This window comes from Streptomyces sp. SX-6, assembly GCF_059089585.1.
Map to the genome: position 1 here is coordinate 21186 of NZ_JBTHHU010000034.1, position 12584 is coordinate 33769.

13 protein-coding genes are annotated in these 12584 nt (G+C 71.4%); 5 read left to right on the top strand and 8 right to left on the bottom strand.

Annotated elements, in window-relative coordinates; translation table 11 throughout:
• Positions 1-125: 125 nt before the first annotated feature.
• Positions 126-1112 (top strand): DeoR/GlpR family DNA-binding transcription regulator, encoded by a 987-nt coding sequence (locus ACV530_RS29925; protein ID WP_494335836.1) that lies wholly within the window; start codon positions 126-128, stop codon positions 1110-1112.
• A 1-nt stretch (position 1113) separates the two neighbouring features.
• Here the strand turns inward: ACV530_RS29925 and ACV530_RS29930 are convergent, their stop codons facing one another.
• The 3 genes from ACV530_RS29930 to ACV530_RS29940 all read right to left on the bottom strand — a co-directional run bounded on the left by ACV530_RS29930 (position 1114) and on the right by ACV530_RS29940 (position 4676).
• Entirely contained in the window at positions 1114-1704 is a 591-nt protein-coding gene (locus ACV530_RS29930) for a TetR/AcrR family transcriptional regulator (RefSeq protein ID WP_494335781.1), read from the bottom strand.
• A 104-nt stretch (positions 1705-1808) separates the two neighbouring features.
• Positions 1809-3560 (bottom strand): acetyl/propionyl/methylcrotonyl-CoA carboxylase subunit alpha, encoded by a 1752-nt coding sequence (locus tag ACV530_RS29935; RefSeq protein WP_494335782.1) that lies wholly within the window; start codon positions 3558-3560, stop codon positions 1809-1811.
• A 354-nt stretch (positions 3561-3914) separates the two neighbouring features.
• Complete coding sequence (locus ACV530_RS29940) at positions 3915-4676, bottom strand: IclR family transcriptional regulator (protein ID WP_494335783.1); 762 nt, start codon at positions 4674-4676, stop codon at positions 3915-3917.
• An 88-nt stretch (positions 4677-4764) separates the two neighbouring features.
• Here ACV530_RS29940 and ACV530_RS29945 point away from each other — a divergent pair, with 88 nt between their 5' ends.
• Positions 4765-5082, top strand: a complete 318-nt coding sequence (locus tag ACV530_RS29945) for a hypothetical protein (protein ID WP_494335784.1) — start codon at positions 4765-4767, stop codon at positions 5080-5082.
• Positions 5083-5088: 6 nt separating this feature from the next.
• On the opposite strand, the gene ACV530_RS29950 is transcribed toward ACV530_RS29945, so the two are convergent.
• The 5 genes from ACV530_RS29950 to ACV530_RS29970 form a co-directional block, all read right to left on the bottom strand.
• Positions 5089-5697: a nucleoside triphosphate pyrophosphatase gene (locus ACV530_RS29950; RefSeq protein WP_494335785.1), complete on the bottom strand. Its 609-nt coding sequence runs from the start codon at positions 5695-5697 to the stop codon at positions 5089-5091.
• A 40-nt stretch (positions 5698-5737) separates the two neighbouring features.
• Positions 5738-7189, bottom strand: coding sequence for a peptidoglycan D,D-transpeptidase FtsI family protein (locus ACV530_RS29955; protein ID WP_494335786.1), 1452 nt, complete (start codon positions 7187-7189; stop codon positions 5738-5740).
• Positions 7190-7291: 102 nt separating this feature from the next.
• Positions 7292-7420, bottom strand: coding sequence for a morphogenic membrane protein MmpB (mmpB, locus tag ACV530_RS29960; protein WP_494335787.1), 129 nt, complete (start codon positions 7418-7420; stop codon positions 7292-7294).
• Positions 7421-7498: 78 nt separating this feature from the next.
• Positions 7499-7705 (bottom strand): acyl-CoA carboxylase epsilon subunit, encoded by a 207-nt coding sequence (locus ACV530_RS29965; RefSeq protein WP_494335837.1) that lies wholly within the window; start codon positions 7703-7705, stop codon positions 7499-7501.
• Positions 7706-7738: 33 nt separating this feature from the next.
• Positions 7739-9337: an acyl-CoA carboxylase subunit beta gene (locus ACV530_RS29970; RefSeq protein ID WP_494335788.1), complete on the bottom strand. Its 1599-nt coding sequence runs from the start codon at positions 9335-9337 to the stop codon at positions 7739-7741.
• A gap of 143 nt (positions 9338-9480) precedes the next feature.
• Between ACV530_RS29970 and ACV530_RS29975 the strand changes: the two genes are divergently transcribed.
• The 3 genes from ACV530_RS29975 to ACV530_RS29985 all read left to right on the top strand — a co-directional run bounded on the left by ACV530_RS29975 (position 9481) and on the right by ACV530_RS29985 (position 12427).
• Positions 9481-10338: a biotin--[acetyl-CoA-carboxylase] ligase gene (locus tag ACV530_RS29975; RefSeq protein ID WP_494335789.1), complete on the top strand. Its 858-nt coding sequence runs from the start codon at positions 9481-9483 to the stop codon at positions 10336-10338.
• 136 nt (positions 10339-10474) lie between these two features.
• Positions 10475-11539: an adenylate/guanylate cyclase domain-containing protein gene (locus ACV530_RS29980; protein WP_494335838.1), complete on the top strand. Its 1065-nt coding sequence runs from the start codon at positions 10475-10477 to the stop codon at positions 11537-11539.
• 93 nt (positions 11540-11632) lie between these two features.
• The gene (locus ACV530_RS29985) at positions 11633-12427 is read left to right on the top strand and encodes an enoyl-CoA hydratase/isomerase family protein (protein ID WP_494335790.1); all 795 of its coding nucleotides are present in this window, start codon (positions 11633-11635) and stop codon (positions 12425-12427) included.
• Positions 12428-12584: the final 157 nt, after the last annotated feature.

Sequence of the window (12584 nt, forward strand, 5' to 3'; positions counted from 1 at the left end):
TACCACTTCTTGGGTTGCCCAGCGGACAACTTCCGTTAATTGCTGCAACCTGCTGAAAACAGATGGTCGTTGGCGTTACTGTCGGTTTCGTGTTCGCTGCAGAACGTCGTCAATTGATCCTCGAAATGGTGCGCGCCAACGGGGCGGTTTCGCTCCGGGAGCTCGCCCGTGTTGTCCAGACCTCCGAAGTGACCGTGCGGCGTGACGTGCGGGCACTGGAAGCGGAAGGACTGCTCGACCGCCGGCACGGCGGCGCGGTGCTGCCGGGCGGTTTCACCCGGGAGTCCGGCTTCCCGCAGAAATCCCATCTAGCGACCGCCGAGAAGACGGCCATCGCCGATCTCGCGGCGAGCTTCGTCGAAGAGGGCGAGGCCGTCGTCGTCGGCGCCGGTACCACCACGCAGGAGCTGGCCCGCCGACTCGCGCGGGTACCCGGCCTGACCGTGGTCACCAACTCCCTGCTCGTCGCCCAGGCGTTGGCCCATGCCAACCGCGTCGAGGTCGTGATGACCGGCGGCACCCTGCGCGGATCGAACTACGCGCTCGTCGGCAGCGGCGCCGAGCAGTCCCTCCAGGGGCTGCGGGTGAGCCGGGCCTTCCTGTCCGGGAGCGGACTGACCGCCGAGCGTGGGCTGTCCACGTCCAACATGCTCTCCGCGAGCGTGGACCGGGCGCTCGTGCAGGCGGCGGCCGAGGTGGTCGTGCTCGCCGACCACACCAAGCTGGGCACCGACACGATGTTCCAGACGGTGCCGACCGACGTCATCACCAGACTCGTGACCGACGAGCCCTCGGGGCACGACGACCGCGCCGCGACGGAACTCCAGGCACTCGCCGACCAGGGCGTGCACATCTCGGTCGCCGGACCGGGAGCGGGGTCGGGGGTTCCTGGGGAGGTCTCGTCCGCGCGGCGGCGGGACATGCCGCCGCTGCCCGGACAGCGCCGCAGTCACCCCCTCGGGGACGCCCGGCACGGCCACCACGGCCAGCCCGGGCAGCAGTACCCCGGCCCCGCGCAGGGCGGCCCGCCCGGGGCGCAGTTGCGCAGCGCGCTCCCGCTGGGGGACCAGCCGACGGCGCGTGTGGCGGATCTGGCCCCCCGCCGCCGCTAGGTCAGTCCTTCTCCCCCTTGATGCCCCTGAGAGTCAGCATCAGCAGGCGGTCGGCCAACTCCGGGTCCTCCGGGGACTGTTCGACCGCCAGGGAAATGGCATTGGTCAGCTGCATCAGGTCGGCGATGTCCACGTCCGGGCGCACCGCGCCGGCCTGCTGCGCCCGGGCCAGCAGGGTGCTGCCCGCCGCGCGCATCGGGGTGCTGCACCGGGACAGCGCGGAGGCCTCGTCGCTCTGGGCGGCCATCAGTGCCCTCGACAGCCCCCGGTAGGTGCTGGCGTGCGTGACGATGGCGCGCAGCCAGTCCACGAGCGCCCGGCAGGGCTCGGGCGAGGCCAGCAGTTCGCGCGAGCGTGCGAGCAGGCTGTCCACCTCGCCCTGGAAGACCGCGCTCATCAGCGCCGTGCGGTTGGGGAAGTGCCGGTACAGCGTCCCGATGCCGACCTCCGCGCGCCGGGCGATGTCCTCCAGCGAGGCGTCGGTGCCGTGCTCGGTGAAGGCCGTACGTGCCTCGGTGAGCAGCCGTTCGTAGTTGCGCCGCGCATCCGCACGCATGGGCCGTGGTGACGTCTGCGCCGTATCGGTCGTCATGTACGTCCGTCCTCCCGCTCGCTCCCCCGCGAGTCAAGGATGCCATCAACATGCGCGGGGCCCCGGCCGGATCACCCGGCCGGGGCCCTCGACGGCTGCGGACGTCAGTCCTTGATCTCGCAGATGACCGCGCCCGAGGAGATCGACGCGCCGACCTCGGCGGTGATGCCCTTGACCGTGCCCGCACGGTGCGCGTTGATCGGCTGCTCCATCTTCATGGCCTCCAGGACCACGATCAGGTCGCCGGCGTTGACCTGCTGGCCCTCCTCGGCCGCGACCTTCACGATCGTGCCCTGCATCGGGGAGGTGAGCGAGTCGCCGGAGGCGGTCGCGCCCGCCTTCTTCGCCGCGCGGCGCTTGGGCTTGGCGCCGCCCGCGGCGGCGGTACGGGCGATGGTCATGCCGAGCGAGGACGGCAGGGACACCTCGAGGCGCTTGCCGCCGACCTCGACGACCACCGTCTCGCGGCCCGGCAGTTCCTCCTCCTCGTCCGCCGCACCGGCGAACGGCGGGATGGTGTTGGCGAACTCCGTCTCGATCCAGCGGGTGTGGACGTGGAACGGGTCGGAGGTGAAGGCGGGGTCGGCGACGACGGCCCGGTGGAAGGGGATCGCCGTGGCCATGCCCTCGACGTCGAACTCCGCCAGGGCGCGGGCCGCGCGCTGGAGCGCCTGCTCGCGGGTGGCGCCGGTGACGATCAGCTTGGCGAGCAGGGAGTCCCAGGCGGGGCCGATGACCGAGCCGGACTCGACACCGGCGTCCAGGCGGACACCGGGGCCGGTCGGCGGGACGAAGCGGGTGACGGTGCCGGGCGCGGGAAGGAAGTTGCGGCCCGGGTCCTCGCCGTTGATGCGGAACTCGAACGAGTGGCCGCGCAGCGGCGGGTCGTCGTAGCCGAGCTCCTCGCCGTCCGCGATGCGGAACATCTCGCGGACCAGGTCGATGCCGGTGACCTCCTCGGTGACCGGGTGCTCCACCTGCAGACGGGTGTTGACCTCGAGGAAGGAGATCGTGCCGTCCTGGCCGACGAGGAACTCGCAGGTGCCCGCGCCCTCGTAGGCGGCCTCACGGAGGATCGCCTTCGAGGCGCGGTACAGCTCCGCGTTCTGCTCGTCGCTCAGGAAGGGGGCCGGGGCCTCCTCGACCAGCTTCTGGTGACGGCGCTGGAGCGAGCAGTCACGGGTGGAGACGACGACCACGTTGCCGTGCTTGTCGGCCAGGCACTGGGTCTCGACGTGCCGGGGGCGGTCCAGGTAGCGCTCGACGAAGCACTCGCCGCGGCCGAAGGCGGCGACGGCCTCGCGGACGGCGGACTCGTAGAGCTCCGGCACCTCCTCGAGGGTGCGGGCGACCTTCAGGCCGCGTCCGCCGCCGCCGAAGGCGGCCTTGATCGCGATCGGCAGGCCGTGCTCCTCGGCGAAGGCGACGACCTCGTCGGCACCGGAGACCGGGTCCGGGGTGCCGGCGACCAGCGGCGCACCCGCGCGCTGGGCGATGTGACGCGCCGCCACCTTGTCGCCGAGGTCGCGGATGGCCTGCGGCGGCGGGCCGATCCAGGTCAGCCCGGCGTCGATGACGGCCTGGGCGAACTCGGCGTTCTCGGAGAGGAAGCCGTACCCGGGGTGGATCGCGTCCGCGCCGGACTCGGCGGCGGCGGCCAGCACCTTGGAGATGTCGAGGTAGCTCGTCGCAGGGGTGTCACCACCCAGCGCGTACGCCTCGTCGGCCACACGGACATGCAGCGCGTCACGGTCCGGATCGGCGTAGACCGCCACACTTCCGATCCCGGCGTCCCGGCATGCACGAGCGACGCGGACAGCGATTTCGCCACGGTTGGCGATGAGCACCTTGCGCACGATGGCTCCCTCCTTGAAACAAGGCGAGTTTAGGTACTGGCGACACCTTGTGCCGACCCGACTTCCGGCGTGACCTTGCCCACATGAGCCGTGAACAGCGGTCCGGGCCGGGGCCGAAGTCCGCTGATCTCCCACGGTACGCCGGGTTTCCGGGGGTGCCGGACGGGTGCGGGAGGGGTCCCGTTCTCGAGCGATATCCGAGGGCGGCGGTGTCAAATATTTGTGGGGTCCCTACGAATGGGTGACACAAAGTTTGCGCCCCCAGTGCCGCGGCGGAGAAGGGGTGCATAGGGGGTGGAGCCCGGTTCCCATGATTTACCCGTGAGTAGCGGGTTCAATGCCGACGTAACCGGGTCAATGCGACGGAAGTGGGTGAGATGCCCCCAACTCCCCGGCCTCCATGGCGACATGGCGGATCGCCTCGATCACCTCGCGCCGTCGCAGCCGGAACTCCCGCAGCGGAAGCGCCGCCGAGACCGCCGACAGTGCCGTCATCGGGGTTCCGTTTCGTACGGGAACGGGTACGGCCACGCAGGCCACCCCCGGCACGGACTCCTCGACCTCCGCCGCGACCCCCTCCCGCCGCACCCGCAGCAGCTGGGCGTCCAGCCGCTCCGGCGAGGTGATCGTGTGCGGGGTGACCGCCCGCATCCCGGACGCGGCGAGGTAGCGCTGCCGGGCGGCCCGGGGCAGGGCGGCCAGCAGCACCTTCCCGTGCGCGGTGGCGTGGGCGGCGGCGTCCCGGCCGAGGCCGAAGCCGCCGGTGGGGACGGCGGAGGCGGCTCCGGCGAGGACGGCGACGGTGCCGTTCCGGTAGGTGCTGAAGTACGTGTCCGCGCCCGCGGTCCGGCGCACCTGGGCGAGGAGCCCGTGCACCTCGTCGTCCAGCCGCATCTGCCGCCGGAAGGCGTGGTGCAGGGCGGGGATGTGATGGCCCAGGGCGTAGCCCGCGGGCGTACGGACGAGGTGGCCGCGCGCGGTGAGGGTGCCCAGCAGCTCGTACACGGTGGACAGCCCGCAGCCCAGCCGGCGGGCCAGGGCCTTCGCGGGCACCGGGCCGTCGGAGGAGGCGACGGCGTCCAGCACGTCCAGGGCCCGGTCGACAGACTGGGGCATGGGGACTCCTTCCGAGTCGGTGTGCGAATTCCCGGCAATATCAGGGGAGTTCGGGTGACCGATATGCCATGACTTCGTTGAAGATGTCATGATCAAGCGCATCGCAGCGGCCGCCGCTCTGGCCTCCGCCGCCCTCTCCGTCACCTCCGCCGTCGCGGCGTCGCCGGCCTTCGCCGCACCGCTGCCGCAGCCGTCCGGGCCGAAGGCGGCGCCGGTGTCCGCGGACGAATCGTCGCAGCCGACCTCGAACGCGGGCAGGATCAGGACCACCGCCCCGCCGAAGGGCCTCCCGCCGAAGGGGCCGACGACCAGCCTCTACCCCGGCGCCGTCGAGGAGCTCGGCAAGCTCAACCAGCTCAACCAGCTGAACAAGGTCGGACAGGTCACGAAGGCGCTGCCGCTCTGAGGCCGCTCAGGTCCACAGGTCGGTGATCGCGACGTCCAGCTTCGCGAGGAGCTCGCGGAGCAGCGGGAGCGACAGGCCAATCACGTTCCCGGGGTCGCCGTCGATGCCCTCGACGAAGGGGGCGGAGCGGCCGTCGAGCGTGAAGGCCCCCGCCACGTACAGCGGTTCGCCCGAGGCCACGTAGGCGGCGATCTCGGCGTCGGACGGTTCGCCGAAGCGGACCGTCGTCGAGGCGGTCGCGGAGGCACGGCGGCCGGTCGACGTGTCGATCACACAGTGGCCGGTGCGCAGCACCCCCGAGCGTCCGCGCATGGACTTCCAGCGCGCGGTCGCCTCCTCGGCGTCCGCCGGCTTGCCGAGCGCCTGGCCGTCCAGCTCCAGAACGGAGTCGCAGCCGACGACCAGAGCCCCGGCCGCCCCGGCCAGACCGGCCACCGCGGCGGCCTTCGCCTCGGCGAGGACCAGGGCCAGCTCGGCCGGCGTCGGGGCGTCATGTCCGTCCTCGTCCACGCCGCTCACGATCACCTCGGGGGCCAGCCCGGCCTGGCGCAGCAGGCCGAGGCGGGCGGGGGACTGGGAGGCGAGGACGAGGCGGCGCGCGGGAGTACGGGTCATACGGGCCAGCCTACGGTGGCCGTACGGGTCACTTGTCCGGTCACTTGTTCAGGACCGCCTGCATGACCTTCTTGGCGATCGGGCCGGCCAGCTTGCCGCCGGAGATGTCCTGCTGGGGCACGTCGTCGTCGGGGTCGACCATGACGGCCACGGCCACGGGAGAGCCGTCCGCGGTCTTGGCGTAGGAGATGAACCAGGCGAGGTTCTGCTGGCCCTTGCCGCGCTCGGCGGTGCCGGTCTTGCCGCCGACGGTGACGCCGTCGATGAGCGCGGCCTGGCCGGTGCCCTTCTTCGCGGTGTCCTCCATCATCTGCTGGACCTTCTTCGCCGTCTCGGGCGAGACCGCCTGGTCGAGCTCCTCCGGCTTGTGCTTCTCGACCGACGACAGGTCCGGCCCGCGCAGCTCGTCGACCAGGTACGGCTTCATGACCTTGCCGTCGTTGGCGATGCCCGCCACCATCGTGGCGACCTGGAGCGGGGTGGCGGTGAGGCTGCCCTGGCCGATGCCGGCGAGGGCGGTCTGCGAGGAGTTGATGTTGTCGGGGAAGGTGCTCTTGCTGCTGCGGACCGGGACGAAGAGCTCCTGGTTGAACCCGAACTTCTGGGCCGTCTCGCGCATCTTGTCCTTGCCGAGGTCGGAAGCGACCTTGCCGTAGACGTTGTTGCAGGAGTGCTGCATGGCCACGTTGAGCGTGGCGTTCGTGCAGGGGGCCGTGGGGTTCTGGTTGGGCAGCCTGGTGGTGGTGCCCGGCATGATCCACGGGTCGGGGGAGTCGGTCTTGCCGTCGATGTCGGAGTAGAGGCCGTTCTCCAGGGCCGCGGACGCGGTCACGATCTTGAACGTGGAGCCGGGCGGGTAGACCTCGCGCAACGCCCGGTTGTTCATCGGCTTGTCCTTGTCCGCCTGGAGCTTGTCCCAGGCGGCCTGGTCCTTCTTGCCGCTGCCCGCGAACACCGAGGGGTCGTACGAGGGCGTGGAGGCCAGGGCCAGGATCTTGCCGGTGCGCGGGTCGAGGGCGACCACGGCGCCCTTCTTGTCGCCGAGCCCCTCGTAGGCGGCCTTCTGCGCCTTGGGGTCGATGGTCGTCACGACATCGCCGCCACGCGGCTTCTTGCCGGTGATCATGTCGGTGGTGTGCTGGAGGAAGAGCCGGTTGTCGGTGCCGTTGAGCAGCTTGCCCTCGACGCCCTCGAGGTAGGACGCGCCGTACGCCTGCGACAAGTAGCCCGTGATGGGGGCGTACATCTTGCCGTCCTTGTAGGTGCGCTTGTACTTCAGGTCGCCGTCGGTCGCCACGGAACCGGTGATCGCCTGCCCGCCGACGATGATGTTGCCGCGCGGCTGGGAGTAGCTCGCCATCGCGACGCGGCGGTTGTGCTCGTCGTTCGCCAGCTCGTCGGCACGGACGAACTGGACCCACGTCGCCCGGGCGAGCAGGGCGAAGACGAGCAGCCCGGTGAAGATCGCTATCCGGCGCACGGGTTTGTTCATGGTGAGGCACACTCCCCGGTTCGCGGCATTTCCCTGGGGATGACGTGAAACGGGACAGGTGTGGTTGCAGTGGCGCGAAAGCTGTGAAACCTGTGAAAACGATCAGTAGGGGCCCAGCGCACAGAACGCCAGCACCATGACGACCGCCAGCAGTACGGCCGCGCGCCGCAGCATGACCTGCGCTTCCCGCAGGTCATCGGGCGGTTCGTCGGGCGGTTCGGACCACAGCACGCCCCCATGGTCCGGCTGTCGCGCCCGCCCTGCCTGAGTACGCGTACTCAGGCAGGGATGTGACGGGTGTCTCCTGAGCTAGGCCGGCCAGTACGTCGTGCGCCAGGCCCTCGGCCCGGGGCGCGGGGTGCGCCGGCCCCAGGCCAGCCGGGCCGGGTCGGCCCACTCGGCGCGGTCCTCGGCGCCGGGCGCGGCGGCGGTGCCTGCCGCCGCGCGGGCCTGGACCACCGCCAGTGCGGCGGCCAGCTCCTCCGGCGTGGGGTTGCCCCGTACGACCCTGATCAACTTCACGCTCCCTTTCTGCCCGGTTCCGAAGCCTTACAGCGGGATGTTCCCGTGCTTCTTGGGCGGCAGCGCCTCGCGCTTCTCGCGCAGCGCCCGCAGCCCGCGCACGATGTGGCCGCGCGTGTCCGACGGCATGATCACCGCGTCCACGTAGCCGCGCTCGGCGGCCACGTACGGGTTGAACAGCGCGTCCTCGTACTCGGTGATCAGCCGGGCCCGCAGCTCCTCCTGCGCCTCCGGCGTCTCGGCCGTCGCCAGCGTGCCGCGGTGCAGGATGTTGACCGCGCCCTGCGCGCCCATGACGGCGATCTGCGCCGTGGGCCAGGCGAGGTTGAGGTCCGCGCCCAGGTGCTTGGAGCCCATGACGTCGTACGCGCCGCCGAACGCCTTGCGGGTGATCACGGTGATCAGCGGCACCGTGGCCTCGGCGTAGGCGTAGATCAGCTTGGCACCGCGCCGGATGATGCCGTTGTACTCCTGGTCGGTGCCCGGAAGGAAGCCCGGGACGTCCACGAAGGTCAGCACCGGGATGTTGAAGGCGTCGCAGGTACGGACGAACCGCGCCGCCTTCTCGCTCGCGTTGATGTCCAGACACCCGGCGAACTGCAGCGGCTGGTTCGCGACGACGCCCACCGGGCGGCCCTCGACCCGGCCGAAGCCGGTGAGGATGTTCGGCGCGAACAGCGCCTGGGTCTCCAGGAACTCCCCGTCGTCCAGCACATGCTCGATGACCGCGTGCATGTCGTACGGCTGGTTCGCCGAGTCCGGGATCAGTACGTCCAGTTCCCGGTCGTCGGCCGAGACCTCGAGGTCCGCCTCCTCCGGGAAGGCCGGGGGCTCGGAGAGGTTGTTCGACGGCAGGTAGGACAGCAGCGCCTTGACGTACTCGATGGCGTCCTTCTCGTCGGCCGCCATGTGATGGGCCACGCCCGACGTCGTGTTGTGCGTCCGGGCGCCGCCCAGCTCCTCGAAGCCCACGTCCTCGCCGGTGACCGTCTTGATGACGTCCGGGCCGGTGATGAACATGTGCGACGTCTGATCCACCATCACCGTGAAGTCCGTGATCGCGGGGGAGTAGACCGCACCGCCCGCGGCCGGGCCGACGACCAGCGAGATCTGCGGAACGACGCCCGAGGCAAGGGTGTTGCGGCGGAAGATCTCGCCGTACATGCCGAGCGCCATCACCCCCTCCTGGATACGGGCGCCGCCGGAGTCGTTGATGCCGACGACCGGACAGCCCGTCCTCAGCGCGAAGTCCATCACCTTCATGATCTTCTGGCCGAAGACCTCGCCCAGCGAACCGCCGAGCACGGTGAAGTCCTGCGAGAACACGGCGACCGGGCGGCCGTCGACCGTGCCGTAGCCGGTGACGACGCCGTCCCCGTACGGGCGGTTCTTCTCCATGCCGAAGCTGGTGGAGCGGTGCTGCGCGAACTCGTCCAGCTCGACGAATGACCCCTCGTCCAGCAGCAGTTCGATGCGTTCACGGGCCGTCAGCTTGCCCTTCGCGTGCTGCTTCTCGACGGCCCGCTCCGAACCCGCGTGCGTGGCCTCCTCGATCCTGCGCCTCAGATCCGCGAGCTTGCCCGCGGTCGTGTGGATGTCGATTCCATCGGGGTCACGCTCAGGCATCGGCTGCGGCTCCTGCTGCTCGTTCCTGGGAAGGGCGATGAGGAAAGGGACTGACTGTGGCTACCGGTCCGTAGCGTATCGGCGCGGATGCGCTACGGCACTGCGTCGTTGGCCACACCCGGACCGCTCCTAAGGTGGCAGCCATGACGCCCTCCGACAGCTCCGCCAACCGCTGGTCCGACCTGGACCGGCCGCCCCTGAACGCCACCGCGCTGCGCCGCGCCCTCCTGCGGCCCGGCGGGCTGTGGACGTCCCTGGACGTGGTGGCCCGCACCGGCTCCACCAACACCGACCTGGCCTCCTCCGGCGGACCGGAGGGCGCGGTGCTCGTCGCCGAGGAGCAGTCGGCCGGGCGCGGACGACTGGACCGCACCTGGTCGGCACCGCCGCGCTCCGGGCTGTTCTTCTCCGTCCGGCTCACCCCGGGCGAGGGCGTACCGGCCGACCGCTGGGGATGGCTCCCGCTGCTCGCCGGTGTCGCCACCGCCACCGCCCTGGCCCGTGCGGCCGGCGTCGACACCGCGCTGAAGTGGCCCAACGACCTGCTCGTCCAGGTCGACGGCGCCGAGCGCAAGGCGGGCGGCATCCTCGCCGAACGCGCGGGCGACTCCGTCGTCGTCGGCATCGGCCTCAACGTCTCCCTCCGCCAGGACGAACTGCCCGTCCCCACCGCGGGCTCGCTCGCGCTCGCCGGGGCGAGGACGACCGACCGCGACCCCCTGCTGCGCGCCGTGCTCCGTTCCCTGGAGGAGTGGTACGAGCGCTGGCGGAGCGCCGGCGGCGACCCCGCGGAGTCCCGCCTCCAGGAGGCGTACACCGCCGGCTGCGCCACGCTCGGCCGGACCGTACGGGCCGAACTGCCCGGCGGGAACGCGCTGACCGGCGAGGCCGTGGCCGTGGACGGGGACGGCCGGCTGGTGCTGGCGACCGCCGACGGGGTGCAGCAGCCGGTGGGTGCCGGTGACATCGTCCATCTGCGGCCGGCGTCGTCCGGAGAGTGAGCTAGGGCACACCTGCCGTATCGTTGTGCCCGGCAACTGGGCGAGCAGCGATCGGCAGGGCATTGCGCACGGATCGGACAGGGGGCGGACGGTGACCGCCGACGGTGGGGCCACCCATGAACATGTCCCCGACGAGATCGAGGGGGCCTTCGGCGAGGCGGAGGAGGGCGCCGACCCGCTCGCACTCCGGCTGGAGGCGCTCATCCTCGGCGCCGAGCGCCGGTACACACCCTTTCAGGCCGCCCGCGCGGCAGGTGTGTCGATGGACCTGGCCTCCCGGTTCTGGCGGGCCATGGGCTTCGCCGACATCGGCCAGGCCAAGGCGCTCACCGAGGCGGACGTGCTCGCCCTGCGGCGGCTCGCGGGCCTGGTCGAGGCGGGGCTGCTGAGCGAGCCCATGGCCGTCCAGGTGGCGCGCTCCACCGGGCAGACCACCGCACGGCTCGCCGACTGGCAGATCGACTCCTTCCTCGAGGGGCTGACCGAGCCCCAGGAACCGGGCCTGACCCGTGCGGAGATCACCTATCCGCTGGTCGAACTGCTGCTGCCGGAGCTCGAGGAGTTTCTCGTCTACGTCTGGCGGCGGCAGCTCGCCGCCGCCACCGGCCGCGTCGTCCAGGCGCAGGACGACGCGGAGATGGTCGACCGCCGCCTCGCGGTCGGCTTCGCCGACCTCGTCGGCTTCACCCGGCTCACCCGCCGCCTCGAGGAGGAGGAACTCGGCGAGCTGGTCGAGGCGTTCGAGACCACCGCGGCCGACCTGGTCGCCGCGCACGGCGGCCGGCTGATCAAGACCCTGGGCGACGAGGTGCTCTACGCGGCCGACGAGGCCGGCACCGCCGCCGAGATCGGGCTGCGCCTGATCGAGACCCTGAGCCACGACGAGACGATGCCGGAGCTGCGCGTCGGCATCGCCTTCGGCACGGTCACGACGCGCATGGGCGACGTGTTCGGCACGACGGTCAACCTGGCCAGCCGGCTGACCTCGATAGCGCCCAAGGACGCGGTCCTCGTCGACAGCGCGATCGCGGAGGAACTGGCGCGCGCCGGTGACGCGCCCAAGTCCGAGGCGGAGGCGGCCGCCGCGGAGGGGCCGCAGGCGTACCGGTTCGCGCTCCAGCCGATGTGGCAGCGGCCGGTGCGCGGCCTCGGCGTGGTCGAACCGTGGCTCCTGAGCCGCCGGTCGGCCGACGACGCGTAAGGCTGGACGACGACGTGTAGGGGGCTGGATTTTCCGGCCCCTCCGGCGTTTGATCGCCCCGACAGGTTGACGCCGACGAAGAGGGTGACACGCGTGAGCGAACAGCGCTTCGGGGAGTGGGTCGCGGTCCACCGCCACGGTCATGTGGCCGAACTGGCCCTGGACCGGCCCAAGGCCATGAACGCCATCTCCACCGAGATGGGCCGCTCGATCGCGGAGGCGGCCTCAGCCCTCGCCGCCGACCAGGACGTCCGCGTCGTCGTGTTCACCTCCACGCACGAGCGCGCCTTCTGCGTCGGCGCGGACCTGAAGGAGCGCAACTCCTTCACCGACGCCGAACTCCTGCGCCAGCGCCCGCTGGCCCGTGCCGCCTACACCGGGGTGCTGGAACTGCCCGTGCCGACCGTTGCCGCGGTGCACGGCTTCGCCCTCGGCGGCGGCTTCGAACTGGCGCTGTCCTGCGACGTGATCGTCGCGGACCGTACGGCCGTGGTGGGCCTGCCCGAGGTGTCGGTCGGGGTGATCCCCGGCGGGGGCGGCACCCAGCTGCTGCCGCGCCGGGTCGGGGCGGCCCGCGCGGCCGAGCTGATCTTCAGCGCGCGGCGGGTCGAGGCCGCCGAGGCACGGGAGCTGGGGCTCGTCGACATCCTGGTGCCGGAAGGCGAGGACCGCGCCGAGGCACTGGCCCTGGCCGGGCGGATCGCCGCCAACTCGCCCGTCGGGCTGCGGGCGGCGAAGCGCGCCCTGCGGCTCGGCCACGGCCTCGACCTGAGGGCCGGGCTCGAGGTGGAGGACGCCGCCTGGCGCTCCGTGGCCTTCTCCGGCGACCGCAAGGAGGGCGTGGCCGCGTTCAACGAGAAGCGGAAGCCGGACTGGCCCGGTGAATGACCAGATCGTGGTACCGGGACACTCGTAAGGCGGAATGGGTGCGACATTCTTACGCTGGAGTGCAGAACTGCGCACAGTGACGGAATGTGAGGCTCGGGTGTCCGAAGACGGGGAGCGCGACGACCGCCTGTGCGCCGTGGTGGATCTGGCACAGGGG